The organism is Peribacillus sp. NPDC101480 (assembly GCF_050277335.1).
Classification (GTDB): Bacteria; Bacillota; Bacilli; order Bacillales; family DSM-1321; genus Peribacillus.
Genome location: NZ_JBNNSB010000007.1, coordinates 1 through 25618, shown reverse-complemented (window position 1 = coordinate 25618; position 25618 = coordinate 1). Strand labels below are relative to the sequence as shown.

Sequence of the window (25618 nt, the reverse complement as noted above, 5' to 3'; positions counted from 1 at the left end):
ATTATAGGAAATATTCTGACTATTCATTTCGAATATCTTTACTATGTTTTTCATTTTCTTTACTTGTTTTCATAAATGGCTTCTGGATCGCTTATCGATTCCACGACCTTGAATGATGGCTTAAACAATTCTTTCTCGGGAAGCTCCTGATAATCCCTTTCCATATATCCTTTTCTCATCTTTTTAAAATATTGCTGCCCCTTATATTTGATTTCCGTTAAATCAAGTTCGGGGATTATTTGATCCTTCATGACCACCTTTCCATTGATGATCGATAATTTAACGTCCCTCCCAGACCCGCTTAAGAACATGGTTCGAATCGGATCATCGATTACTCCCATATGGAAACCGTCCAAGTCAATCGCGATGATATCCGCCTTGGCCCCAACTGCGATGCGTCCTAGATCGTTCCTGCCAAGAAAAGCGGCCGCATCAAGTGTGGCTGACCGAAAGAAATCGGCATATACAGAGCCTTCCGTTTCTCCTTCCGCCAGCCGTGAGAGCATGCTGCCTGTCCTAACGTTCTGGAACATATCCGGAGGGAATGTGTCCGTTCCAAGGGCTATATTGATCCCAGCCCGTTTATATTTAGCGAAAGATTCCAACCCTTCCCCATGCCTACCGATGATCAGCGGGCAATGAATCACCGTTGTATTCGTTTCAGCAAGCAGCTTCAAGTCATCGCCCTGGCCATATTTCGCTTTACTATATCCTGATACAAAGTGGGAGTGCGGGATCCCTGTTCTTGGACCGAGAAAGCCAAGGTCGTATAAATATCTGATCGGTGTAACCTGATGGGCTTCCCATATGGTGTTGAATTCAAAACTTCCTTGTGCAGCATGAAGCTTTATCGGTACTTCCAATTTTTCGCTGTAATATTTAATCTGTTTTAATTGCTCTGCCGTTTGAGACTCTATACGTTCTGGAGCAAGCATACTCCTGACCATGCCTTCATAGGCTCCATCGAATTTCCCCACAAACTCGACCGCTTTCCGTAACCCTGCTTCACCGGCTTTTTCATCCCAATGCAGTTTAATTTTCCCGTCAGGCTGGATGACTCTCATTCCTGATTGGAAACTCGGACCAAGGTAAATCCTTAATCCCAATCCAGCGGCATGTTCTGCCGCAGCTGCCAATTCATTATAGGTTTCAGCCCAGCTTTTATAAAAAACGGAAGTGATGGGCATCGCCGTCGTCACGCCATGAAGAATGAGTTGTGAATAAGCATATAGAGATTTAAAAGCTTCTTCTTCCTCGGTCATTAATTCAGGATGTCCGCTTTTTATATAATTCTCTGACCAAAGAAGGTTTTTCTGTCTGTCGGCACCGGCCTCAAAATGTAAAATATCATGGTCAATGTCCCCTAATGCATTTAAATCTATGAACCCGGGACTGATAATGGCGTTACCGGCATCCATTACCTTGTCCACTTCTTCAGGATAATTTTTTCCGACATACAGAATCGTGTCTTTTTCATAAACAATTTCTGCGTTTTCCAAAATGACATGATCGTATCCATCATATCCAATTACATATCTTCCTTTAAGCTTGGTTTTCATCTTATTCCCCTTTCACCATCACGGCAGCGTCTTCGCGTTCGTCATATCGCTTTTCATCTACATAGGCCCTGGCATGCCCCCAGAAGTATTTCGTCGGCTGCATATACTTTTCGAGCCCGGCACGCTTTATCGTTGAAAAGGCCTCCTCATTTGCTTCATCAAGCACTGTACTTTCATGGACCGTCCGTACTTTCCTTCCTTCCATGATCAATTTGCCATCCACGATGACATGCTCCACATCATTCGCCACTGCTTGAAATACAAGCCGGTGAACATGCATGAATTCAGGGGTCAGATGAGGCTGATGCAGATTGACCGTAATGACATCCGCTTTTTTCCCGATCTCAAGGGAGCCTATTTCATCATCCCAGCCAATGCATTTCGCAGCATCTATCGTGATCATTTCCAGTAGCTTGCCTGGAGGTAAATAATAGTAGTCCCTAAGCGCTGCCTGGTGAACAAACTGTGTTTTCCTCATTGCCTGAAACATATCAAAGCTTGTGGAAGGGGAAGTCCCATCCGTGGAGATTGCCACAGTTGTCCCCATCTCCAATAATTCGGTTATCGGGGTACGGGCATGAACCTGGCCAAAACCAGGTGATGCACTGACGTTGGTACCTGTTTCAGCCAGTATTCTTGCCTCATCGAAGGAAATGCCCCGACAATGCTGTAAATGGACATCTGGACCCAATAGGGCATTTTCCTTATCCTGTATCGCTAAATGAATCATCCCGCCAAAGGCATCTGAGTGAATGCGTGTTTTATATTTCCTGGCAATCTCCCTTATTTTCTTCGCTTGATAAAGGTCATGATCACTCAGCCCATAAAGCCTGTCCGGTGAGGTGGGATTCGAGGGATCCACTGATGTAACGATGACAAATGGTGTAATGAAGGCTCTCGTGCGGTCTTCATTCGCATGGTTCAGCGCCTCGATTACAGCTTCCGCCCCCTGTAACACTTCTTCATAGGAAACTTCCCTTACCACTCGCTTTCCGTCGATCCACCGGCTGAATGAATGGGGCCATGGAGGGTTGCAAGGACCCGTGCATACCACATCCCTGATTCCCACTTCGGCGTATGCTTTTGCATGATTGATGGCGAAAATCGGTTCATCGGACCGCGGCATGGATCCCAACACGCTAACCCCAGTTGTCACGCCCGCCTTTAATCTCTCAAGCGAGGATAGCTTTCCTTCGTAATACCAAAAGTCATCCGTAACAAAATGCTTATACGCATTCGTCATGATCGGCATCCAAAAATCAATATTCTCCATTGCAATCGTTTTGAACATGGAATGCCCCCCATGACCATGAACATCTATCAATCCAGGCAATATGCACTGATGGCTGCAATCCATGACTTTAACTGCCTCATACTTCAATTTCAGTTTTTCCGTTGAATCTACGGCTAAAATCCTTCCTTGATGTATGGCAATGGCGCCATCTTGCAGAATTCTCCTGTTTTGATCCATGGTTATCACGGTCCCATGGATTAGCAGTAAATCTATCATATTTTCCCCTCCTAATTGAGAAGGCAGCATAACTTCCTTATGCTGCCTTCCTTTTGTGATGAATTCCTACTTCACGGTTACGTCATCAAGCATTAAATAATTTGCCGGATTCAGCCAAAGTCCTTTAACCGTCCCGCCATATACGGCCAAGTGTTCATAGTTACGGATAGGAACATATGGAACTTCTTCCCTTTCAATTGCCTGAGCCTTGGAATATAGTTCCTTACGTTTATCTCCATCCGATTCTTTACGTGCACTTTCAATCAATTTATCAACTTCCGGATTGCTATAGAATGAACTATTTCCCGCAGCACCTTGGGATTTGCTATTGAAAAGATTGTATTGATTATAATCTCCATCCCCGGTAGCATTGCCCCAGCCGCCTATCGCTACCTGGTGCTCACCTTTGGCTGTCGCATCAATGTAAGCCCCGTACTCAAGGACTTGAATCTTGACCTTAATTCCAATTCCTTTTAACTGGGATTGAATCACCTCGGCCATATTGATCCTTTCCTTACGATCACTCGTCGTCAATGTAAACTCCAAACCATCCTTGACCCCCGCTTCAGTCAAGAGCTTCTTCGATTCATTAATATCATAGTCGTAGCCTTTTATATCCGGATCATAACCAAACACCTTCGGGCTCATTGTTGAATTCGCCCTCGTACCGACGTCGTTATAAACCCCTTTGATAATGGAATCAACCTCGATGGCATGTGCGACCGCCTTACGGACCCGTACATCATCAAAGGGTTTTTTCTTAACATTGAAGCTTAAGTATTCAACTGCAAGTCCCTCCGTGCGATATAAATCCATCGTGACTGACGCTTCGATTCTATCAATCTCCGTCACTGGCACTTGATCGGTCACATGTGCTTCACCCGTTTCTATCATTGCAATCCTCGTGGCATCTTCAGGGACAACCTTGAATACCACCCCATCGATCTTAGGCTTACCCCCCCAATAGTCCTTGTTTTTCGAAAGTGCGATTTCTTCACCAGGCTTCCACGATTTAAAAACGAATGGCCCTGTCCCAACGGGGTTTTGAGCCAGTTTGTCACTATTTTCCTTAATCGCTTTAGGGCTGATGATGCTTCCTTCATTACTCACTAAAATCGATAACAGCGGAGCATAAGGATATTTCAGCTTGAATTGTACAGTCGTTTCGTCAACGACTTTAATTTCTTTGATCATTTCCAATTTACCAGCCTGCGGAGAAGCTGTTGCCGGATCCAGTACCCTGTCGAAATTGGTTTTCACCGCTTCGGCATTGAATGGAGCTCCATCATGGAATTTGACTCCCTCCTGCAATTTAAACTCCCAAGTGACATCATCCAGTTGTTTCCACTCTTTTGCGAGCAGCGGTTTAGGGTTCATGTTTTTGTCAGGAACGACCAATGTTTGATAAACCTTTTCATAAACGACGTTTGCAGATGGAATGTCTGTTATGAAATGAGGGTCAAGGGTGGTCGCATCAGATAATCGCGCGACGATCAGCGTTCCTCCTTCCTTCGCTTTTTCTACTGTTTCCTTACTGCCGGTTTCTTCTGTTGCACAGCCTGATAAAACGGATGAGATGCCTAATAAAGAAGCAAAAAGCAACCCAATCATACTTTTTCTCATTCTATTTCCTCCCTTTTCAACCTGCCTTTGTTTCTCCAAGTAACTTTCAGCTATGAGTACATCGGGCTTAATGTAAATTATAAAAAAAAACCGAATTTTATATTTTCAGAATCTTTACTCATTTTTTAATTATCTTTACTGCTTTTCCGCATCATATTTACTTCAATACCTTTTTTGAATAAATTGAATGAAAGAAAAGGAGGAAATCCAATGAAGCCAGAGGTCGTCATCAATAATACCGAATTGAATGTAAAAGAAAGAAAAACTCCGAAACTAAGACACTGGAAAGCTTTTTATAAAAAATTCAAGCGAAATAAATTGGCATTGGTAGGCGGGTACATCGTACTTTTTTATATTTTATTGGCTATCTTTGCACCTTTGATCTCACCTCAGGATCCCTATGAAATTGATTTAGTCAACAAACTCCAGACTCCGTCAGCCGAACATTGGATGGGTACAGATGATAAGGGAAGGGATATTTTAAGCAGATTATTATATGGAACACGGCTTTCATTAACGGTTGGATTTGTCTCTGTATTCTTCGGGGCGTTCATTGGCATACTCCTCGGGTTAACAGCTGGTTATTACGGAAAATGGATCGATACCGTCATTATGAGGATTGTCGATGTTCTGCTGGCTTTCCCGGGAATACTGCTTGCACTTGCGATCATTAGTGCCCTTGGTCCAAGTTTAATCAATGTAATGGTAGCGGTCGGTGTCTTTTCCATACCGATGTTTGCCCGGATTGTACGAGGTTCCACATTGTCAGTCAGGAAGCTGGAATATATCGATGCCATTCGTGCATTGGGAGCAACTGACTTCACGATCATCTGCAAGCATATTTTTCCGAATATTCTATCTCCCGTCATCGTTCAAGCCACATTACGTCTGGCAACGGCCATTCTGTCGGCAGCCGGATTGTCATTCCTGGGACTGGGAGCCCAGCCGCCCTCACCAGAATGGGGCGCGATGCTGAGCAGCGGACGGGATTATTTGTTCAGTGCCCCCCACATCGCTTTGTTTCCGGGGATAGCGATATCAACACTGGTACTTGGTTTCAACATCTTCGGGGACGGACTTAGAGATGCCCTGGATCCAAGAATGAAAAAATAAGGAGGAGAGAAAATGTTCGTATTCATTATCCGACGGGTACTTCAAACCATACCGGTTTTACTGGGTGTAAGTCTTGTTGTTTTCCTCATCATGCAAATGGTCCCGGGAGACCCGGCAACACTGCTTGCAGGTGAAGGAGCGACTAAAGAAACGATTGAATCACTGCGTCATGAGCTTGGATTGGATCGTCCAATCCTCTATCAGTACGTTGACTATGTCCTTCATGCCGTTCAAGGTGACTTTGGAGAATCACTCCGCAGCAGCCGCCCTGTTTTGGACGAAATCATGGTCCGCTTGCCCATTACCCTTGAACTGGCACTTGCCAGCATTTTCATAACCGTTGTGCTTGGAATGATCGCAGGAATCATCTCGGCTACCAAGCAATACTCGGCAGCTGACATTTCCATCATGATCGTTGCTTTATTGGGAATCTCGTTACCTAGTTTTTGGCTGGGCCTCATGCTTATCTACTTCTTTTCCGTGAACCTTCATTTGTTTCCGGTTTCAGGTTGGGGAACTTTCAGCCACATGGTTCTCCCAGCCATAACCCTTGGGGCCGGCGGTGCGGCCATCGTTGCCAGGATGACCAGGTCGAGCATGCTTGAAGTCGTTCGCCAGGACTACATCCGGACCGCGAGAGCCAAGGGATTAAAAGAATATATCATCATTTATAAACACGGCCTGAAAAATGCGCTTATCCCCGTCATTACCGTAGTTGGCCTCCAGTTCGGTGCACTCCTTGGCGGTACGGTATTGACAGAGTCCGTTTTTGCCATCAATGGACTTGGGAGATTGATAGTCGATGCAATCAGAACGAGGGATTTGCCGATGGTCCAAGGCGGGGTCCTCATCGCTTCCGTTATCTTCGTATTCATGAATTTAGCGGTGGATGTCCTCTATCGATACTTTAACAAAAGAATAGACTTGAACTAAGGAGGTATGATGATGAAACAGGATGATGATAAAATACTGGAGGTAAAAAATCTGCAGACATACTTTTTCACTGATGAAGGAACGAGTAAGGCAGTCAATGGAATCAGTTTCTCCCTCAATAAAGGGGAAACGCTCGGAATCGTCGGAGAGTCGGGAAGCGGGAAAAGCATAACATCACTATCATTGTTAAGGCTCATTCCATCGCCACCCGGTAAGATTGCCGGTGGCAGCATCCTTTTTAAAGGGGAGGATCTGCTTACGAAGTCTGAAAAACAGATGCGGTCCATACGCGGTAATGAAATTTCGATGATATTTCAGGAGCCGATGACATCACTGAATCCCGTATATACAGCGGGCGAGCAAATTGCAGAAGCGATCAGGCTCCATCAAAAGCTGGGAAAAAAGGAAGCATGGAATAAAGCGGTCGACATGCTTCGGCTCGTCGGGATCCCCTCACCTGAAAAAAGGGCAAAACAGGAGCCGCATGAGCTAAGCGGCGGAATGAGGCAAAGGGTCATGATTGCCATGGCACTTGCCTGCCATCCTGAGGTTTTAATAGCGGATGAACCGACAACAGCACTGGATGTGACGATCCAAGCCCAAATTCTCGAACTGATCAAGACGCTGCAAAAGGATTTCGGGACGGCTGTCATTTTGATTACTCATGATTTGGGAGTCGTATACGAAACCTGTGATCGGGTTGCTGTCATGTACGCAGGGAAAATCGTTGAATACACCTTGGCCAAGGAAATATTCACAAACCCAAAACATCCTTACACAATCGGTTTATTAAACTCCCTTCCGCGTCTTGACATGGACCAGGAAGAACTGACTACAATTCCAGGAACCGTTCCAAGTCCTTACAACATGCCCAAGGGATGCAGCTTCGCTCCCCGCTGTGCACATGCGAAGAGCATTTGTGAACAAGCCGTACCGGATCTCCAGGCTATCGGCCCAAGCACCGAGGTCAGCTGCTGGATGTTCACCCCCCAATGGGAGAAGGAATATGACGCTCAAGAGAAGGTAGGGGTTTAATGATGGGTGTACCAGCTGCAGAGAAAAAGGTCCTGCTTAAAGTGAATCAATTGAAACAGTATTTTCCGATCAAGGGCGGATTTTTCGGAAGAACCATCAATCATGTAAAAGCCGTTGATGACATTACCTTCGATATCAAACAGGGTGAAACCTTAAGCATAGTCGGCGAATCCGGCTGCGGAAAATCGACTACCGGAAGGGCAATCCTTAGATTGGATGAACCGACAAGCGGGAGCATTCACTTTCAGGACAGGGATTTACTGAGTTTAGGAAAAAAAGAAATGAGGCGTACCAGGAAGGATCTGCAAGTTATTTTTCAAGATCCATTTGCCTCCCTTAACCCGAGACAGACTATCGGCCAAATTCTCGGAGAAGCTTTAGCGATACAAAATGTAGTCCCTAAAGAAAAACGAAAGAGCAGGATCGAAGAATTATTGGGACATGTAGGGCTGAGACCTGAATCCATGGAAAGATACCCGCATGAATTCAGCGGCGGCCAGAGACAGCGGATCGGCATTGCGCGGGCTCTGGCAGTGGATCCAAAATTGATCATATGTGACGAAGCAGTTTCTGCACTGGATGTCTCCATTCAAGCGCAAGTGCTGAATTTATTAAAATCCTTACAGCGCCAGTTCGACCTTACCTTTCTTTTCATATCACATGATTTAGGTGTGGTCAGACATATCTCGGATCGGGTGATGGTCATGTATCTCGGAAAGATAGTCGAGATAGCCGATAAAAAGTCCATTTTCGAACAGCCCCAGCATCCATATACAAGGGCATTGCTATCGGCCATCCCAGTACCGAATCCTGTGCATGAAAGAGAACGGATCCTATTGACGGGTGATGTGCCCTCACCCATAGACCCTCCAAACGGCTGCCGCTTCCATACACGGTGCCCTTTCGTACAGGATATCTGCAAAACACAGCTACCCGAACTGAGACAATCTGCACAAAATCATCAAGTCGCTTGTCACATTGTGTCATAAGCTGTAGATTTCCGGAGGGGTCTTTAGTATGATACTAATAAACAGAATAATTCAAGTTATTTAAAAATATAACCAGCAGAGGTTCTCCATGCTAAGTTACGAGGGTTTCACCTTAATTATCATGCTCTTCATTTTAGCTCCCATCATGGGAGCTATCGCTCTTTTATTTCTATTCATATTCGAGAAAAGGATCGACCTTCTTGAAAATAAAAACAAAGAGATCCGCCTGGAGCAAGCACTGCAAGAAGCACAATATAATAAATTGAACCAGCAAATCCAGCCACACTTTTTGTTTAATACACTAAATGTCATATTGGGCTTGGCCCGCCTGAACAGGACGGCTGAATTGATACGGGCCTTGGAGGCATTTTCGCAATTCCTGAAATTCAAATATAAAGCATCAGAACCATTGATCCCCCTTTCCCAGGAAATTCAGTATACCCAGCATTATCTCGACATCCAGACCCTTCGCTTCGGTGATCGGCTCAAGATTGACATGGATTGCCCGGAACCATTAGCAATCGCACTTGTTCCCCCCTTCATTCTTCAGACATTGGTGGAGAATTCGTTTAAACACGGTTTGGAAAAAAAAGTGGGTGAAGCCCTGCTGCATATCCGGTTTTATCTGGAATCGCAGATGGTGTATCTGGAAGTGGCGGATAATGGGTTAATGGGAAAGGAACCATTCGTTACGGACGAAGGCGGCCATGGCCTGGATAATATCCAAAAGCGCTTATATTTGTATTTCAATGATCGTGCACAATTGAATATAGCTTCTACTGATTCGGGAACTAAGGTAGAGGTATCATGGCCACTGGTTTTTGATAAGAAATCGGAGGAGGCGGAGCCGGAATGAATGTATTATTAGTTGATGACGAACCATTGGTCCTTGAACAAATGGAATATATGATTCAGTCCATATACCCTTTTTGGAAGTTTCATAAAGCTGCTGATGCCTGTCAGGCACTGACCCTCAACCAAAATCATAAAATCAACCTCGCTTTCCTTGATATTAACCTGCCGGGGCGATCGGGTCTTGAATTTGGTGAAGACCTAAGGGCATTAAACAAAGAGGTCGAAATCATCATGGTGACCGCGCATCAAAGTTTTGATTATGCCCAGCAATCCATCAGGATAGGCGTGGTTGATTATTTAACGAAACCTGTAATAGAAAGTGATTTGCATAAAGTCCTGGCCAAGTATGACAAAAGGGAATCTTCTCACAATTATTCAACCCTTATTCACCATTCTCTTTCATTCATTCATGAAAACTATGCCGAAAAACTCTCCCTTTCGGACATCGCCCGTGAAGTGCATACCAACCCGACTTATTTAAGCAGGAAATTCCATGAAGAAGTCGGCACTTCCTTTTCGGAATATTTAATGCACTATAGAATAAAGGCCGCAAAAAGGACCTTAACCAATAACACCAGCTGGAGCATATCAGACGTCGCTGAAAAATCGGGTTTCAATAGCCAGCATTATTTCAGCACTTTATTCCGGAAGATAGAGGGAATCACGCCAAAGGAGTTCCGCGAGAAAGGAAAATGAACATTGCGATCACGTACATTTCAAGAATACGTACAAGGCCCCATTCAAATCGGGATGGGATTGGGGATCATCTCCCTCCTGGCACGCTGGGTGACAGGAACCACGATATTATCCTCCCCCGAATCGATGGTGAAGTATGGAGTTTTCGGAGGGATCGGATACGCCCTGATGGGAGCGATCGCCCTGTTCATGTTCAGCTTCATCGGGAAGAGGGTCCGGCAGGACTTCCCCATGGGCTTGACCATTGGGGACTATTTAAAAGCCCGGCTCAATCCCCTCGGATATTGGATATTGATCGTGATTCTGGTCATAACCAGCTTACACATTTTATTCATTCAGGGAATGGCTGCGTCCACCCTATGTCAGTTTCTTTTCGATACGCCACTCTATGTCGGGCTGTTCTTTTTTTTCGGTTTCTGTGTCCTTTATGCTGGATTCGGCGGGTTAAAGCTCATTCATGGATTCGCAGCTTTTCAAGTCGTCTTCATGTTTGCCGCGGTTATATTAATCCCCTTATACTTTTTCGTCAAGGAAGGGATTCAGCCCGTTTATGATGGAATCCGTTTATACCATCCATACATGCTCGTAATCAATAAATATGATCTATGGAGTTTTCTTTTTGCAGGGCTTCTAGTCGGGTTCGGCCAGTTTTTCTTTGACCTGACATCATGGCAGCGATTATTCATGATAGAAATGAAAAAGGTTCGATTGACATTCTCTTTATCCGGCCTTATATGGATCATATTCCCGCTCTCCTTTTCATCCCTGTTCATCATGGTTATCTTTACGGGCGGCTTCACTGATATACACTCGATTCTGGCTGGATTGGCAAACAAAATAACGACACCATTCTTTTTCATCCTTTTTGTGCTCTGCGCTTTCAGTGCAATCACCTCAACATTCGGTGCCTGCCTGCATTCATTGGTAAGCCTGATCGTAGCCAATATTCTTGAACCATTAAAAACAAAAAAAAGCGACCAGCAAAAAATAAGGATGGCCTGCCTGCTTTCAATCTGTATTGGAGGATTGGTTTTCATTGCTACACTCTTCTATTCCCCCAACCTATTGGAGCTCTTATTTTACTCAGGCAACATATACTCGGCATTACTTGCACCAATCCTTGTTATCGTATTCAGCAAAGGGAAAGTCGCTGACTACATACCGATAAGCGCGGTCCTGGCCATTGTCGCTTCATACATCATCCAGCCTTATGTAAGTGACTTCCAAAGCATATGGTTCAGCGGATTAGCTTCATTTACGATCCTAGTGATTTGTATGATCCTTACGCTTATCAAGAACAAATGGATATCCGTGAAAACAAAACGGGATTGATTCCGAAGCTGCACGGCAAAGTGGTTACATAACAAACTATGTAATCTGATACACGTAAATAGATAAAAAAAGAAAGGTCGCCGACATAAAGTCCCAACCCAATGTTGATTGGAACTCCTGTGGGAAAAACGTGTCCAAGGGAGACCCCGCAGGCGCAAAGAGCGCCGAGGAGGCTTCCGGACCGCCCACGGAAAGCGAGTGCCTGGGGTGGAAATCAAAAAAGCAAATCAGGTTCATAGCAAAATATACAAATCAAGTGCCCCTATCAATCACGTAAAAACTTAGACTGCCACCTTTCTGAAATACCGATAAACCTTCTCTAGCTTTTGGGTTTGTTTCCCCTTTGGACTTTCCATATTTCCGAATTCAAAAAATTTCACTTTTTTGATTCCGACAAAATTGAATAGTGCTCTTTTCATCAATATTTTATGCGCATCATTCAACCAGAGAAGCGGATACTTTGCAGGTCCCTTCATCGTGGACACACATACGACCGACTTTCCTTTCAGTAGGCCTTCCGGGAACAATCCCTTTTTGTCCCTGTAGGCAAAATTCGCAGAAAATAATTGATCAATGTATCCCATCAGCATTGCTGGAGGCCTCCCCCACCAGATTGGATAGACAAAGACAATCTGGTCGGCCCAGGTAATCTGATTTCTATATTTTTCAAGCTGAGGATCACGATGCATATCACGCCTTCGTTTATGCTCATTGAACTCCAAGATCGGATTGAAGCCCTCATCATATAAATCCAAGACCTGAATCCCTTTTATGTTAGGGTTCTCCTGACTTCCTTGAATGACTTTTTCTAAAAAAGAATGGCTTAAGCTTTTATGATTTGGATATGTGTAGATGACCAGCATGTTCATGACGTACCCCCTATTTACTTATCATTTGATAACAATCATATTACACCCCCTTTTTTGTTGTCAAATGATAATTGTATTTTGATAACACTTTTGTTATCTTCTCAGTAAGAGGTGAAAGTTATGGACAAAAAAGCTCTTTTTGAAAAAATGGTCACATTTACGACTTCCGTACATCAAGTCACAAACGAATTGACACAAAACGCCAAATCCGATTCCATCACGCCGGTACAATATAAAATTCTTGAATATATAACAGTCAGTCAGCCTGTCACACCAAGTGAAATCAGTGACTGTCAGCATATCTCCATGCCTAACACGAGCCGTGAACTGAAAAAATTAAGCGAAAAGAATTTAATTGAAAAAATAAGTGATTCGGAAGATAGAAGGAAACAATACATCCGCCTTTCCAAAGAGGGGGAAATGATGATGAACGAGGCTTTTGCAATCGTAGAATCCCGTTTCCAAAGCCGGCTGCAACATGCATCGAAGGAAGATTTAGCGGAAATTGACCGTGCCCTGGACATTCTTCAAACAAAACTTTTTTACTAATGAATACACAAAAAGGCTCCCGCAATTGAAGTTGACAAAGAATCGACTTCAATCGCGGGAGCTGCTTCATACATGTTTCATAATCAGGTGCCGCAAAAAGTTCGGTAAGGTTTTGTTGACAAAGGCAGTGCGGCGTATTCAGCTTGTTCCTCGCAGTGTGCATAAGGATTTGCAAGAACATCCAACAGCCGTTCCATCACGCCGTAGTCCCCTTGCTCCACTGCCGCTTCCAACGCTTCTTCCACCCGGTGGTTCCGTGGGATCACTGCAGGATTGCTGTTCTGCATCAACTGATTCGAAGATTCTTTCGATTCCTTCTGCCTGCCCAGTCTCGCCTTCCAAAGCTCTTGCCACTGAGCGAATTCCGGTGTCCCGAAAAGGACCGTATCCTCCACTTTATCAAAGGTCAAGGCACGGAAGGTATTAGTATAGTCGGCACCATGCTTTTTCATCATACTGAGGATGCCATTAATAAGCGCTTCATCCTGAGTCTCTTCGTTGAATATCCCCAGTTTCGACCTCATTCCCGCTAACCAATTAGAATGATACAGATCATTAAAAACGGAAATCTTATCTTGGGCCAAAGTAACGGCCTGATCTTGGTCATCATGCAACAGCGGCAATAGGGATTCAGCGAATCGCGCAAGATTCCAACCTCCAATAACAGGTTGGTTACCATAGGCATAGCGGCCTTGTCTATCAATTGAACTGAATACCGTTGCAGGGTCATAGGCATCCATGAAGGCGCAAGGTCCATAATCGATGGTTTCCCCGCTAATCGTCATGTTGTCGGTGTTCATCACCCCATGAATGAAGCCAACCAGCTGCCATTGGGCAATGAGCTCAGCCTGACGCTTGACCACTTCCTGCAGCAGCGAAAGATAACGGTTTTCATCGGATTCAATGTCTGGAAAATGACGCTTAATTGCATAGTCGGCAAGTGTCCGGAGTTCCTCGATCGTGCCCCATTTTGCAGCGAATTGAAAAGTGCCGACACGAAGATGACTCGAAGCCACACGAGTCATGATGGCACCAGGCAGCCCGGTTTCACGGATTACCGTTTCACCGGTCGTCACCACTGCCAGACTCCGGGTGGTAGGAATGCCGAGCCCGTGCATCGCCTCACTGATGATGTATTCGCGCAGCATCGGTCCAAGTGCAGCCCGGCCATCGCCCCCGCGGGAGTATGGCGTTCTTCCTGGACCCTTCAGCTGGATATCGACCCTATCGCCTTCGGGCAAGACCTGTTCGCCAAGCAATATCGCCCGGCCGTCCCCTAACATGTTAAAATGACCGAATTGATGCCCAGCATATGCTTGAGCAAGCGGCGAAGCACCTTCGGGAATCTCATTTCCCGCAAATACCGCCACACCATCTTCGCTTTGCAGCGACTTAACGTCCAAACCAAGAGAATCCACCAAACGTTCATTTAGAATGATCAACTCCGGTGAATGTACAGGAGTCGGGTTCGTGCTCGTGAAAAACTTTTCCGGAAGACGCGCATAGCTATTGTCTAAATTCCATCCTGTTTCATTAGTCATGGTTTCTCCTTTTCTTACTTTGACTTTTGTATAAATGTTCTTTCTCTCAAGATTCATATTAAAACACGCGGTATAACTCTGTTGCAGTCCATATTAATGTCTACTTCTACCAATTAATTATACCGTTTCTGCATTAAAATGGCTCTTATAAAGTCGTTTTAAATCCATGGCGCCCCGGGATTTCATAGTACGATTGTGTGGAAATATCCTCATCGGTTCCCTTTGAATGAAAGAAGCAGGAACCCATAACGGTTCCTGCTTCTTCTCCTTTAAATATCAGCTTCCGTTTTACACTTGTGAAGCGGGTTAGCTCCCGTACAGATTTTAAGAATCTGTTTTATTCATTATTAAGCTCATTTTCATTTATATTAATCATCGCAGTAAGTTTCCCGCTACTTAAAACTATTTTGATGATTCCTTCTCCTGACATTGATTCAAATGCACGAATTGTATCTCCTTTTATTTTTTCAGAGTATACCTTTTCTCCCGTTGAATCGATTACTATATATTCTAATTCACTACCAGTTTGATCTATGTAAATTGTATTCTTTTCTTTTAAAGTAGTTCTGATTTCTAGCGTTTTCTTTTTATGAATATAGCCAGAGACACTCATTTCAGCCACTAATTCTTTCGAGTTTTTAATATATGATGTATTAATTTCAAGTCCATCACGTGCCATTGTTCCTGAATCAGTATAAACATTCATTAAGATTAGTCCAAACAGCAAGGATCCTATTAGCACTATTAATTTTTTCATAATTAAAATCTCCTATCTCATTTTTTAAATCATGATATGAATACTCACTTTAGTGGCCTCGTTCAATATTACCCGCATTACTAACCAGGAAAATTGCATCTCGCTCAGAACTCCATCTCCCCCAATTTCATATGCCAATAGTTATAATTTCATCATGAAACATTATGCATCAAAAAAGCCTGCCATTGATTCGGCAGGCTTGTTTCTTTTCTTCTTATTGGTTCCGTCCTCCACCCATTCAAAGGTAGTCTTAATTCAGTAAAGTCAGGCTGATAAAGGCAATGCCAAATATACAGTACAGAATGAGGGTAAAGGGCTGGGGAAAAATAATATATACGATCATACTAATGATCATCAGCAGGATGCTGAAGGCATTTATCCTATCTCTCCACATACTCACCTTTGGTCAACTCCTTTTCCACAAGCGTAAGGTACATTTTCATCGCAAACTTCTTCCGGTGCTGAGGAAGTACTTCTCCCACAGTCAAAGCGAACATCAGCAAAAATAGAGTTTCTTCTTCATCCTTCGTTCCTCTTTGTTATAATGGCTGTGTGCCTAATTTGGATTTTTTTCATTTTTCGTTAGTAAGTAAGCGACTGATAATTTATAATTATAAAATTGAACCCACTAATCAGCCATGTAGCCAAAATGATAAATTCATGAAAATAATTTAAATTTTCAGATTTTTTAAGGGGTATGAAGTGAATGATCTATAAAACTTTCAAGGTTGTATTGAGAACCATGCACAAAGGCCAAACCGAGGAATTCGCCTATGTATTTGAAGGGAAAAGCCTGCTGATCGGCCGAGCAAGCCAGCACTCCAAAGCTGATTTCAGGCTTTACAATGACTTTGTTTCCAGGGAACATTGCCGGATTTATATGGAGGAAGGGCAGCTCCTCATTGAGGATTTGGCAAGCAAACACGGCACCTCCGTAAACCAGATGCCGCTCGTACCGGGCAATCCATGTCACATTGAACCGGGGGATTCGATTACTTTGGTCAATGGATTGATTGAATTCATAATCTCCATCGACAACGATTTAACAATGGATTTCACGCCGGTGAACCCCGAGTTCCTGCAAACCGTCGCTATCAATGAGCACCTTCAGACTGTAATCATCAATGAAGAAGCACCCATTAAAATGCCGACCAAGGAATTCAATTGCTTTAAGCTCCTTTATGAAAATTTGGACAATCTTATTTCAAAGGAAGAAATTGTTCAGCAAGTCTGGCCAGAGCGAGTCGGTGATCCCGAGCAAATTGTGACGGCAGAGGAAATCGCTTCACTTCTGTACCGCGTGCGGAAACGGTTAAATGGGCACTTTGCAATAAAAGCCGTCATTCAAAAGGGATATTATATGGAATCCATCCATTCATTCAATTTATCGGACTTATCATGACAATCATTCGAAAACATGAAAAAAGCATTGCGGATGACAATGCTTTTTTTGGATGCTTATATTGGAGATGGCCAGTTTATATGTCCACGATCCATTATCATTTCCTTGGCAAATCCAGATTAGTGAATTCATCTACTGGAACGATGTCTTCTTCCATATCCATCACCTTCAGCACAACCCTGTCTCCTACATTCGTCAACACAATATCAGATAGCGCGTTGACACCAGGGTCCACCGAGAACCTCTTGGCATTGCCTTCGACGATTAAATGGAAGACGTATCCATTTGAAAGATTGGCATCATTGATCCTCATTACCTTCCCCTTTATTTCTTTCATCTCAAAACCTTTTTGAGGCGTCACACCGCTGACTTTCCCTAAAGAGGCAATCAGCTTTTTATAATTGCGGAAAGCTTCGTCTTTCGTTTTCCCAAAGACCACTTGGGGATTATCGCTATTTGCGTAAACGATCGCCACACCTTGGAACTTGCTGCCCTTTGTAACTGGAATGACATAAGTGGGAGCACCGTAAATCGTATAGAAAATTCCATTAGTGGCTTTCCAGCCTGGATATTTAGACAAAAACTCACTCGCATTGGCGTTGGATTTTGCTTCCTTTCCTGTCAGAACGGACGTGACGCCTTTATAGTACGTCATTTCACCGGTCTTGGCATTGAAAACACCATAACCTACAAGGGTTTTGGAGTTACCTTTTGATTTAGCCCGGGTAAAGTCCACTACATAAATCAATTCGCCTTTTTCGTTAAACGTAACTTGCATATTATCCTCATTAGGAATCAGGACATCTTTCTTCGGTCCAATCAAGGACTGGTTTTTCCACCCGTGAACATATTTTCCCCAGTAAGTCCAATATTCCAGGGCTGTTTCCAATGTGAATGTCCGATCTACCCATTTAGGTTCTTTTCCTTTTGGATAGTATTTCGTGTCACCCGTTTCCGGATTAACCAATACCACCCCGTCCACCACGGGACCGCTGCGGTATTTCAAATAATGTCCGACTGAAGCTACGAAGAAGGGCTTTCCATCTTCGTTCGGTTCCAAATATGAATCATGGATGATTTTATTCGGATATGCCTTGCGGATGGTCCTTTCCAAATCATGATCGAGGTACTGTGAGGGAGCATACAGCATCTTCCCTTTGACAGTACTTGCCCCTTTATCCGTCGATACGGCGGAAATCAGATTATAACCTGGCGTGTATTCCGCTTTCCCGGCTTTTAAAAACCCGTCCATTTCAATTGGGGATGTATAAGCCAATTCATCATTGATATTGGTCAGACGGTATTCGCCTTCAGTGAAATATGATGCATTTTCTATTTTATTAATCGCTGCATCGCCTTTTGCGTCAGCCATTTTCACTGTAACGAACGGCATGGTTTTTATATCTTGAACTTCTTCCAGCTCTTTTTTCTTATCGACCTTCGCCAATCCATGCAGATCTGCGGCAAAAGTGAGCGGGTAAAACAGCATGATGACCCATGCGGCAATCAACACGACACCCATCAAGCTGTTGAAATGTACGTTCCAAGGTGTTTTAGGCTGCTTTTCCGCTTCATTTCCCCTCCGATTCCGTCGGGTGCTTGAAGATTCACTGGCACTGTACATAAACAATCTTGAATCGATGATGAGAATGAGCCCGAGAATAATGGCAAAACACGAAAAGAATGCAGCGGCAGTAAGATCCAGCAGCATGATATCGATAACGAAAAACAATACGGCAGCAGAAACTAAAAGTCTCAGCACTTGTTCAATGAAAAAAGGTATATCTTTTTTGGTGATTGCGTTGGTCCATCTCTGCGGAATCAAGGAAAGTCCCAATATGGCAAATGGCATTTTCATTAAAATTCCTTTTAAGATGAAACCGAGTAGTGAAAGTATCATGGTTTGAAATGTCTCTCCTTGTCATGTATGTTTCCATTTACCCATTTTATCACTTTTGTGCAACTAATTTACTATTTTTTTAATATAGCGAAATAACGTCAAAATACTTCCAAAACTATTTACCCCAACGATGCTACTTTTACCGATTTAATGTTTATATAGACTCTATAAAAGGATGAATGCCAAAGGGGACGAGGCCTTATGATTTATGAAGAAACTTACCAATACCTATTAAGGAATGTATCTTCCACTGAATTCGATACGTGATTGTATGCATTGCTCCACAGTGATTGGGACGGGGTCATTCAGAGCCCGCTTCATATGATGGCCCGGGAGTCAGAACGACAGAAAAGTACTTAAGGCAGATCATCCATATATTCACCGTACCACAAGGATCACTAAAAAAAGTGTTTGTCTCTCATTACCTAATCCTGCTATTCATAAGTTTTCCAAGGGAACGGGTCCGTTCTCTTTTTTTGCTTGTAACGAACGCCTGTGGATTGAAGAATGACGATTGTTGTTTGGTGATTGGCCCATTGTGGATTTCTCCTCTGAATTCGCGTGTTGCATATGAATATTGTGGATAAGCCAACTTGGTCATCAAGTTGTTTTGACAGCAGGTCATAACCCCTGTAAGGACAAGGACATTTATCTGAAGTTATTCTAAGGGTAGAATGGGTCTATAATAAGGAACTTAAAAAGGTTCTGATTCATCAGTATGAATAAGGTATTGAATGTGACAGGACGCTATACGGGTAAAAGAAATGGGCCCCATTTAGAATGGAAAGCCCCATGACCTGTTATGGTATTAATAATATTTTCCCCGAACTCTTCCGGCTTTCAAGAAGTCTATGCGCATCCGCCCCATTTTCCAACGAAAAAAGAGTCGGTTCTTTGATGTGGATTTCCCCTGACAGAATCCATTGGAATAGCTCTGCTGTTCTTCTTGTCCGTTCTTCATGAGTAGTCAGGACGTTCCAAAGGTCACCACCAATTAATGCCTTGGATGTATCCATTAACATTCTCGGGTCGATTTTTTCTGGATCACCGCCTGCCATCCCAAAAAATACAACAGTTCCTCCAGTCTTAGTCGCACTGAAACTATCCATCAAGGTTTGACCCACTGATTCATAAACAACATCAACGCCTTTACCACCGGTTACATCCTTAATGGAATCCACCCAGTCCGATCCGTAAAGGATAACATGATCCGCACCCATTTGTTTGGCAACAGCCGCTTTATCATTCGATGAGGTCAAGCCAATGACCTGACCGCCCTTCATCCTGATCATCTGTGTCAGTAATTGACCGACTCCCCCTGCAGCGGCATGGACCAGAATGGTTTCCCCTTTTTTAACTGGATGGCTGTCATGAGTTAAATATTGGGCAGTCAATCCTTGAAGTAAAACGGAAGCGGCCGTTTCAAAGGAAATGCCCTCAGGCAGCGGTAAAAGTTTATCAGCTGGAACTGAAACCAGCTCCGCGTTGGCATGGGGAACATCAGCGAACCCGACGCGATCACCCACTTTCACATGACGGACTTCTTCCCCGACATATTCGATGACCCCTGCTCCTTCATACCCTAGAATGAATGGGGGATCACCCACCAAATGATAATTCCCTTTCCTTCTATATACATCAGCAAAATTCAATCCGATTGCTTTCATTCGAACGATCACGGCTGATTTTGAATGTTCAGGTTCTGCAATTTCCCTTACAGACAGAACTTCCGGCCCGCCGAAATCCTCAAAGACAAGTGCTTTCATCATCCTAACTCCCTTCAATGGTTCTTCATTCTTTAAGATATAGGATGAACCCTTTGATGGCAAGAAACACAAATGACCGCCCTGCCCTTAAAGGCTAGAGCGGTCACTAGGTTACTCAATCTGTATTGGAGCCAGGACCGTTCTTTCGTTTATTCGCAGAGTATTCTTTACCGTGGGCTTCATGTTCTGCAATGATATCCGCTTTCGGAATATGGTTATTCTTTTTCGGTGAAGCGATACGGTTGCGGTGTTTTTTTCCCATGATCTATCTCCCCTTCATTAATGCTTTTTTAGGTTGAACTGTTTAATGCATCTAACCTTTTTAGCTTGTCCGATTATCACCGAAATCACCAGAAAATTAGGCACTTCATAATAAAGGAAAAACCTTCGTGGAGCCCGAATAAATAGAAAACTGATATAGGAGGAGGAGAAAAAATGTTTCCTTTATTGAACACGGAAAGGTTACGCTTACGGGAAATTCATGAAAGTGATGCGGAAGCTCTTTTCCAATGTTTATCAAAAGATGAAGTCACCCGCTTTTATGGCCAGGACTCATTGGAAAATGTCGAACAAGCGAAGGATATTGTAGCATCTTTTGCGAAAAACCATCGTGAAAAACGAGCCATAAGATGGGGAATTGAAAGAAAAGATACGCAGGAATTGATTGGCACCATCGGTTTTCATGCCCACAGTCCCAAATACAGACGAGCGGAAATCGGTTATGAAATTCATCCTTCACATTGGCGCAAAGGATTTGTGTCAGAAGCGCTTAAAGAAATTATCGCTTACGGTTTCAACGACCTTGATTTAACCCGAATCGGCGCGGTCGTTTTTCTGGAAAACCAGCCATCAAGTGCGCTCTTGCTTAAGCTGGGCTTCATTCGGGAAGGAATATTAAGGAGTTATATTTACCAAAACGGTATCCCTCATGATACATATGTCTATTCCTTGCTGAAGTGAAACCAACCTTCTTTGGAAGGTTGCATAGAAGAAATTGGCGCACTCCTGCCGATAACTGGCTAGACGAGACCTGCTAGATGCTTGCTTTGATGAGGGCTTGGCAACAATCGGGAGCGGGATTTAATGCGTGGACCGCAAGACAAATGCTCCGGAATCCGAAGTAGAGTCGAATAAACTGCTGGGTAGGTCGAATAAACCGCCGGGTAGGTCGAATAAACTGCTGGGTAGGTCGAATAAACCGCCGGGTAGGTCGAATAACTCCTTCAGCGGTCGAATAAACCGCTGGGTAGGTCGAATAAAGTTTCCGGCGGAGATCAAATGGAATTTTTTTAGAAAAAACTGGAGGCAAACTGGATTTTCTTGAATTTATCAACAATTGGGGGTTCGGAATAGATTCACTCTGAAACCAAGATTCAGTTCTTTTCGGAGCATCTGTTCCCCATTCCATATACTTATTCGGATATGATAAAACAGCAAATAAATTACCTTAATATTCCAAATTACCCACAAAAAAAAGTCACCAAACCATGGCGACTCCACTTCACGATTTAGGTGACTACAAGATAGTCCTTCAAGGCCTGCTGCAGTGTACCCTTTGTTTCTGCTTTATTATCGAGCTGAATTCCTGAACGGATCATTTTCGTAACAACCTCTGGGCGTAATCCAGTCACCACAGCTTTACACCCCATCATTGCTGTACCATCGAGGATTTTCATCAAATCATTGATCATTTCAACTTCCATTTCGATGATACCGGACAAATCCAAGATCAAGGTCTGTATCCGCAGTTTACCTATCTCCATCAATACTTTTTCTTCGATTATCTGTATTCGTGAATAATCAATTGTCCCGATTAAAGGAAGGACACAGGTGGTGGAAGTGACGGGAATGATAGGGACGGATAGATTTTCCACCAAGTTTTGCTGAGCGAGAATCAATTTGTCTTTATAATCGGAGTAACTGACGAAAAACGATTTAAGAAAAACATCAACACTCTCATTCACTTTTTTCTCTAATTCAAAAAAGACCTTGGAATCCTCAATAAACGCTTTCTTATCTTGTTCAAACTTATAAAGAAAGGTCCAAAGCGTTCTGCGAAGGGCTTGAATCCATTCCAGCTTGAATGAAAGCGTCAAGGAGTGGGTTGCCCACGTAACTCCCTCTTTTTCGGCAAAGGCAATCATATCCGTTTCATTCTGTTCCACTATATATCGAATGAGCTTATGTGCATTATTCAAAAGGTCGACATTTCCAATCAGTAAAATTTCTTCGATTTTATCCCTGACATTGACCGCTGCTGATAAAAGATATTCTTCAAACTCACTTTTATTTTGCAAAAGGAATTCCATTATTTTATCTTCCTCATAAACAAAACTCACTCTCTCCACTCCCTTTTTGAACATCCAACTGTGATTTTTGTTACTATTTACTTTCTATATTGGTGTTACTTTCTATATTGGTGGAGTTTTTTCCTGCTAATTGGTCATATATTAAAAAGTTGGCAAGTAAATGGGTTAAAGCCGGTTAGATCTCATCTCCTGAAAAAACATTTTTCGATGCGGAAGAGAATATCAGATGGGTGGACGATTTCCCATATTTAATGGCTTCATCGACGAAGTCTTCCAGCGTTTCCATGGAAAATGTACTTATTTTAATAAGATAACTGTATTGACCGGCTAACCGGTGGCATTCCAGAACTTCCGGATGGTTCAAGCTGAATTGATAAAAGTCTTTGCATCGATCCGTTTCGAATAATATGAATGCCGTTATGCTTCTATCAAGTTTTTCAAGGGATATTTCTGTTTTATAACCTTTAATCACTCCGCTTTCCTCTAATTTATTCACACGTTCTTTCGTTGCTGGAGCCGTTAAGGAAACTTCATGTGCCAGTTCTTTCATGGACATGCGACCATTATTCTCCAGTAAGGAAAGTATTTTTTTATCCGTTCGATCCAATTCAATCACCCCTACTTTTTTTATAAACCGATTCCTTTCAAATACATTATAAAATAAATATAAAAGGAATGATTACGTAATTAATCGTATGTATTAGGGGATTTGCTTTTTATATAATTAATTCAAATATAAACAAGGGGGACACTGCTATGAAAAAAGTATTGCTGCTGCTATCCAATGGATTCGAAGCGGTTGAAGCAAGTGTGTTTACAGATGTATTGGGATGGAATAAATTAGAGGGTGATGGCACCACAGACCTGGTTACGGTGGGACTTCACGAACAATTGAAATGCACATGGAATTTCATCGTGCAGCCCGAACTGACCCTCGATCAAGTGAACCTGGATGACTTCGATGCTTTGGCCATTCCAGGAGGTTTTGAAGAAGCCGGTTTCTATGAGGATGCCTATGATCAGAGGTTTCTTGATGTGATCAAGCATTTTCATAATAAGAACAAAATCATAGCAACCATTTGTGTAGGTTCTCTCCCACTAGGAAAAAGCGGGATATTGAATGGAAGAAAAGCCACAACATACAACCATCCAGCCAGTAAGAGACAGAGGCAGCTAAAAGATTTTGGTGCGATTGTCGTAAACGAACCGATTGTCGTCACGGACAATATCATTACATCCTACAATCCATCCACAGCTTTCGATGTTGCCTTTACGCTCTTGGAAATGCTCACTTCAAGAGATAATTGTAAACATGTGAAGGAATTGATGGGTTTCCATTAAGAATGTCTTAGGAACCTATACAATTTGGATGTTGATTTCCCGTCCAGGCGCTCGCATTCCGCAGGCAGTCGGCGGAAAGGGAGCCGAATTTCTGAAATCAACTAAATCTTTTTTAAGGGAAAAAACTGCAGGCAAACTCGTTTTCTTCGAGTTCGTCTGCAGTCTAAGGTTCCTAATTTTTTTCACGTTACTTCCAATATGCCAACGAACGGGTTTTCATGGATTCACGGAACTGTTTCGTTGATTCTGGCAGGACTTTATTCGTTGCATAATCGATGATGACACCATACTGGCGAATGACATCGAGACTATCCAGCTCTCCCTTGCCGAATTTATCTTCCACGCTTTGTATGTTTTCCTCAAGCCATTGTTTGCGGTTGTTTTTGATATTTTAAGTAAGCATAACTGTTTCGCTATGCTTACACAACAATATTAATTATCAGGTGTTACCGATGTGCCTTCCTCACTGTTTTTGAGGTAAACTTCAGAAATTCCATTCATACCTTCCGATAGTTGCGCTTTGGTATATTCCATACTGCCAACCAGTTTATGAAGCTTCTTATCATTATTCTCTTCTGTAAGTTTAGATTCTGAATCAGTCACATTTTTTCACCTCCATCATTTAGGATGGCAAATCAAGATGGAAATATGTATGACAGGCTTCGATGTTAGACCCCCTCTTAAAGTCCATTATAGGTAAATAATAGTAACTACCATTAGAATCTGTACTTAAAATAAGCAGGAAAAGATTATTTTATGAATCTTTTTTAAAAAATCAGCTGTTTTCAAGCCACTAAAGGGATATACTATAGGATAGCATTTATTACATTTTTGTTAGTATTTTTTCTGGTCACACATTGTGTAATATTTTACAAGTTTTTCTATTTACCTCAACAAAATGCTTATTGCAAAGGAGAATTGGATATGTCAGAAACGATTACCCAATCACAAACTGAACAACTTAATGCCCGCCAAAAACAATTAGATGTACTGGACCAATTATTAAAGCCTGAGGTTCAGGAATCATTGAACACTTTAGTTGAGCAGTTACCAAAACTGACTGAGTTAGTGAATATTTTAACAAAGTCTTATGATTTCGCTCAATCGGTTGCGACTGATGATGTCTTGAAAAATGATACGGTCAGCGCCATTTCGGAGATCGCTACACCTGTAGTGGGTTCAGTGAAAGGTCTTGCGGCTAATGCCATCGAAGCTAAGGATCGTGCAGAAGCGAATACTGATGTGATCGGTCTTTTTGGTCTGTTAAGAATGATGAAAGATCCGCAAGCACAAAAGCTTTTCCGTTTCGCCCAAGCTTTTCTTGAAGTCTCTTCAGAACGTAAAAACCAAAAATAATTTGATTAATTTTCAATCAGTAAGGACGGGGGATTAACTATGTCAAAACAAATCGTCATCTTAGGTGCAGGTTACGCTGGATTGCTAACTGCCTTATCCGTACGTGAATATTACAAAAGAGATGAAGTGCAGGTTACAGTGGTGAACCAATTTCCAACGCACCAAATCATCACCGAATTGCAC

The 25618-nt window shown here is 42.9% G+C and carries 26 protein-coding genes; 13 read left to right on the top strand and 13 right to left on the bottom strand.

What is annotated here, in order from left to right; genetic code table 11:
• Nucleotides 1-59: 59 nt before the first annotated feature.
• The 3 genes from ACQKMF_RS21000 to ACQKMF_RS20990 form a co-directional block, all read right to left on the bottom strand.
• On the bottom strand, nt 60-1559 hold the full coding sequence (locus tag ACQKMF_RS21000) for a chlorohydrolase family protein (RefSeq protein WP_402940712.1): 1500 nt from the start codon (nt 1557-1559) through the stop codon (nt 60-62).
• Nucleotide 1560: 1 nt separating this feature from the next.
• A complete protein-coding gene (locus ACQKMF_RS20995) occupies nt 1561-3069 on the bottom strand; it encodes an amidohydrolase family protein (protein WP_427574780.1) in 1509 nt (502 codons plus the stop codon).
• Nucleotides 3070-3135: 66 nt separating this feature from the next.
• Nucleotides 3136-4692 (bottom strand): glutathione ABC transporter substrate-binding protein, encoded by a 1557-nt coding sequence (locus tag ACQKMF_RS20990; RefSeq protein WP_427574778.1) that lies wholly within the window; start codon nt 4690-4692, stop codon nt 3136-3138.
• Nucleotides 4693-4902: 210 nt separating this feature from the next.
• Here ACQKMF_RS20990 and nikC point away from each other — a divergent pair, with 210 nt between their 5' ends.
• The 7 genes from nikC (at nt 4903) to ACQKMF_RS20955 (ending at nt 11645) form a co-directional block, all read left to right on the top strand.
• Nucleotides 4903-5805: a nickel transporter permease gene (gene nikC, locus ACQKMF_RS20985; RefSeq protein WP_101224403.1), complete on the top strand. Its 903-nt coding sequence runs from the start codon at nt 4903-4905 to the stop codon at nt 5803-5805.
• A gap of 12 nt (nt 5806-5817) precedes the next feature.
• Complete coding sequence (nikB, locus tag ACQKMF_RS20980) at nt 5818-6738, top strand: nickel ABC transporter permease (protein WP_101224404.1); 921 nt, start codon at nt 5818-5820, stop codon at nt 6736-6738.
• Between the two features lie 12 nt (nt 6739-6750).
• A complete protein-coding gene (locus ACQKMF_RS20975; protein ID WP_402940704.1) occupies nt 6751-7773 on the top strand; it encodes an ABC transporter ATP-binding protein in 1023 nt (340 codons plus the stop codon).
• Nucleotides 7774-7775: 2 nt separating this feature from the next.
• The gene (locus ACQKMF_RS20970; protein WP_402940701.1) at nt 7776-8762 is read left to right on the top strand and encodes an ABC transporter ATP-binding protein; all 987 of its coding nucleotides are present in this window, start codon (nt 7776-7778) and stop codon (nt 8760-8762) included.
• 88 nt (nt 8763-8850) lie between these two features.
• Entirely contained in the window at nt 8851-9618 is a 768-nt protein-coding gene (locus ACQKMF_RS20965) for a sensor histidine kinase (RefSeq protein ID WP_101224407.1), read from the top strand.
• A complete protein-coding gene (locus tag ACQKMF_RS20960) occupies nt 9615-10313 on the top strand; it encodes a response regulator transcription factor (protein WP_101224408.1) in 699 nt (232 codons plus the stop codon). Before ACQKMF_RS20965 ends, ACQKMF_RS20960 begins: the two co-directional genes overlap by 4 nt.
• Before the next feature lie 3 nt (nt 10314-10316).
• Nucleotides 10317-11645, top strand: coding sequence for a sodium:solute symporter family transporter (locus ACQKMF_RS20955; protein ID WP_427574774.1), 1329 nt, complete (start codon nt 10317-10319; stop codon nt 11643-11645).
• A gap of 281 nt (nt 11646-11926) precedes the next feature.
• Here the strand turns inward: ACQKMF_RS20955 and ACQKMF_RS20950 are convergent, their stop codons facing one another.
• Nucleotides 11927-12514: an NAD(P)H-dependent oxidoreductase gene (locus tag ACQKMF_RS20950; protein ID WP_402940693.1), complete on the bottom strand. Its 588-nt coding sequence runs from the start codon at nt 12512-12514 to the stop codon at nt 11927-11929.
• A 120-nt stretch (nt 12515-12634) separates the two neighbouring features.
• On the opposite strand from ACQKMF_RS20950, the gene ACQKMF_RS20945 reads away from it, so the two are divergent.
• Nucleotides 12635-13063 carry a MarR family winged helix-turn-helix transcriptional regulator gene (locus ACQKMF_RS20945; RefSeq protein WP_427574772.1) on the top strand — a complete coding sequence of 143 codons (429 nt, stop codon included), beginning with the start codon at nt 12635-12637 and terminating at the stop codon, nt 13061-13063.
• 83 nt (nt 13064-13146) lie between these two features.
• Here the strand turns inward: ACQKMF_RS20945 and ACQKMF_RS20940 are convergent, their stop codons facing one another.
• Together ACQKMF_RS20940 and ACQKMF_RS20935 are read right to left on the bottom strand one after the other, a co-directional pair.
• Entirely contained in the window at nt 13147-14604 is a 1458-nt protein-coding gene (locus ACQKMF_RS20940; protein ID WP_402942875.1) for a protein adenylyltransferase SelO, read from the bottom strand.
• Nucleotides 14605-14941: 337 nt separating this feature from the next.
• Nucleotides 14942-15361, bottom strand: a complete 420-nt coding sequence (locus tag ACQKMF_RS20935) for a hypothetical protein (RefSeq protein WP_427574770.1) — start codon at nt 15359-15361, stop codon at nt 14942-14944.
• A gap of 706 nt (nt 15362-16067) precedes the next feature.
• Here ACQKMF_RS20935 and ACQKMF_RS20930 point away from each other — a divergent pair.
• Nucleotides 16068-16763: an FHA domain-containing protein gene (locus tag ACQKMF_RS20930; protein ID WP_427574768.1), complete on the top strand. Its 696-nt coding sequence runs from the start codon at nt 16068-16070 to the stop codon at nt 16761-16763.
• Nucleotides 16764-16860: 97 nt separating this feature from the next.
• On the opposite strand, the gene ACQKMF_RS20925 is transcribed toward ACQKMF_RS20930, so the two are convergent.
• The 3 genes from ACQKMF_RS20925 to ACQKMF_RS20915 all read right to left on the bottom strand — a co-directional run bounded on the left by ACQKMF_RS20925 (nt 16861) and on the right by ACQKMF_RS20915 (nt 20691).
• Complete coding sequence (locus ACQKMF_RS20925) at nt 16861-18621, bottom strand: hypothetical protein (protein ID WP_427574766.1); 1761 nt, start codon at nt 18619-18621, stop codon at nt 16861-16863.
• Nucleotides 18622-19463: 842 nt separating this feature from the next.
• Nucleotides 19464-20429, bottom strand: coding sequence for a quinone oxidoreductase family protein (locus tag ACQKMF_RS20920; protein WP_402940680.1), 966 nt, complete (start codon nt 20427-20429; stop codon nt 19464-19466).
• Between the two features lie 115 nt (nt 20430-20544).
• Nucleotides 20545-20691 carry a hypothetical protein gene (locus tag ACQKMF_RS20915; protein ID WP_100298038.1) on the bottom strand — a complete coding sequence of 49 codons (147 nt, stop codon included), beginning with the start codon at nt 20689-20691 and terminating at the stop codon, nt 20545-20547.
• A 173-nt stretch (nt 20692-20864) separates the two neighbouring features.
• Here ACQKMF_RS20915 and ACQKMF_RS20910 point away from each other — a divergent pair, with 173 nt between their 5' ends.
• Entirely contained in the window at nt 20865-21389 is a 525-nt protein-coding gene (locus ACQKMF_RS20910) for a GNAT family N-acetyltransferase (RefSeq protein ID WP_402940677.1), read from the top strand.
• Nucleotides 21390-21937: 548 nt separating this feature from the next.
• On the opposite strand, the gene ACQKMF_RS20905 is transcribed toward ACQKMF_RS20910, so the two are convergent.
• On the bottom strand, nt 21938-22768 hold the full coding sequence (locus ACQKMF_RS20905; protein WP_402940674.1) for an STAS domain-containing protein: 831 nt from the start codon (nt 22766-22768) through the stop codon (nt 21938-21940).
• 145 nt (nt 22769-22913) lie between these two features.
• Nucleotides 22914-23345 (bottom strand): Lrp/AsnC family transcriptional regulator, encoded by a 432-nt coding sequence (locus ACQKMF_RS20900; RefSeq protein ID WP_101224419.1) that lies wholly within the window; start codon nt 23343-23345, stop codon nt 22914-22916.
• 149 nt (nt 23346-23494) lie between these two features.
• On the opposite strand from ACQKMF_RS20900, the gene ACQKMF_RS20895 reads away from it, so the two are divergent.
• Nucleotides 23495-24079: a DJ-1/PfpI family protein gene (locus ACQKMF_RS20895; protein ID WP_427574762.1), complete on the top strand. Its 585-nt coding sequence runs from the start codon at nt 23495-23497 to the stop codon at nt 24077-24079.
• Between the two features lie 187 nt (nt 24080-24266).
• Here the strand turns inward: ACQKMF_RS20895 and ACQKMF_RS20890 are convergent, their stop codons facing one another.
• The gene (locus tag ACQKMF_RS20890; RefSeq protein WP_157831107.1) at nt 24267-24422 is read right to left on the bottom strand and encodes a hypothetical protein; all 156 of its coding nucleotides are present in this window, start codon (nt 24420-24422) and stop codon (nt 24267-24269) included.
• Between the two features lie 89 nt (nt 24423-24511).
• Nucleotides 24512-24682: a hypothetical protein gene (locus ACQKMF_RS20885; RefSeq protein ID WP_157831108.1), complete on the bottom strand. Its 171-nt coding sequence runs from the start codon at nt 24680-24682 to the stop codon at nt 24512-24514.
• Nucleotides 24683-25003: 321 nt separating this feature from the next.
• Here ACQKMF_RS20885 and ACQKMF_RS20880 point away from each other — a divergent pair, with 321 nt between their 5' ends.
• Together ACQKMF_RS20880 and ACQKMF_RS20875 are read left to right on the top strand one after the other, a co-directional pair.
• The gene (locus tag ACQKMF_RS20880; protein WP_101224421.1) at nt 25004-25435 is read left to right on the top strand and encodes a DUF1641 domain-containing protein; all 432 of its coding nucleotides are present in this window, start codon (nt 25004-25006) and stop codon (nt 25433-25435) included.
• A 39-nt stretch (nt 25436-25474) separates the two neighbouring features.
• Nucleotides 25475-25618, top strand: a 144-nt coding sequence (locus ACQKMF_RS20875) for a tryptophan 7-halogenase (RefSeq protein WP_427575029.1), incomplete at its 3' end; no start/stop codon positions are given.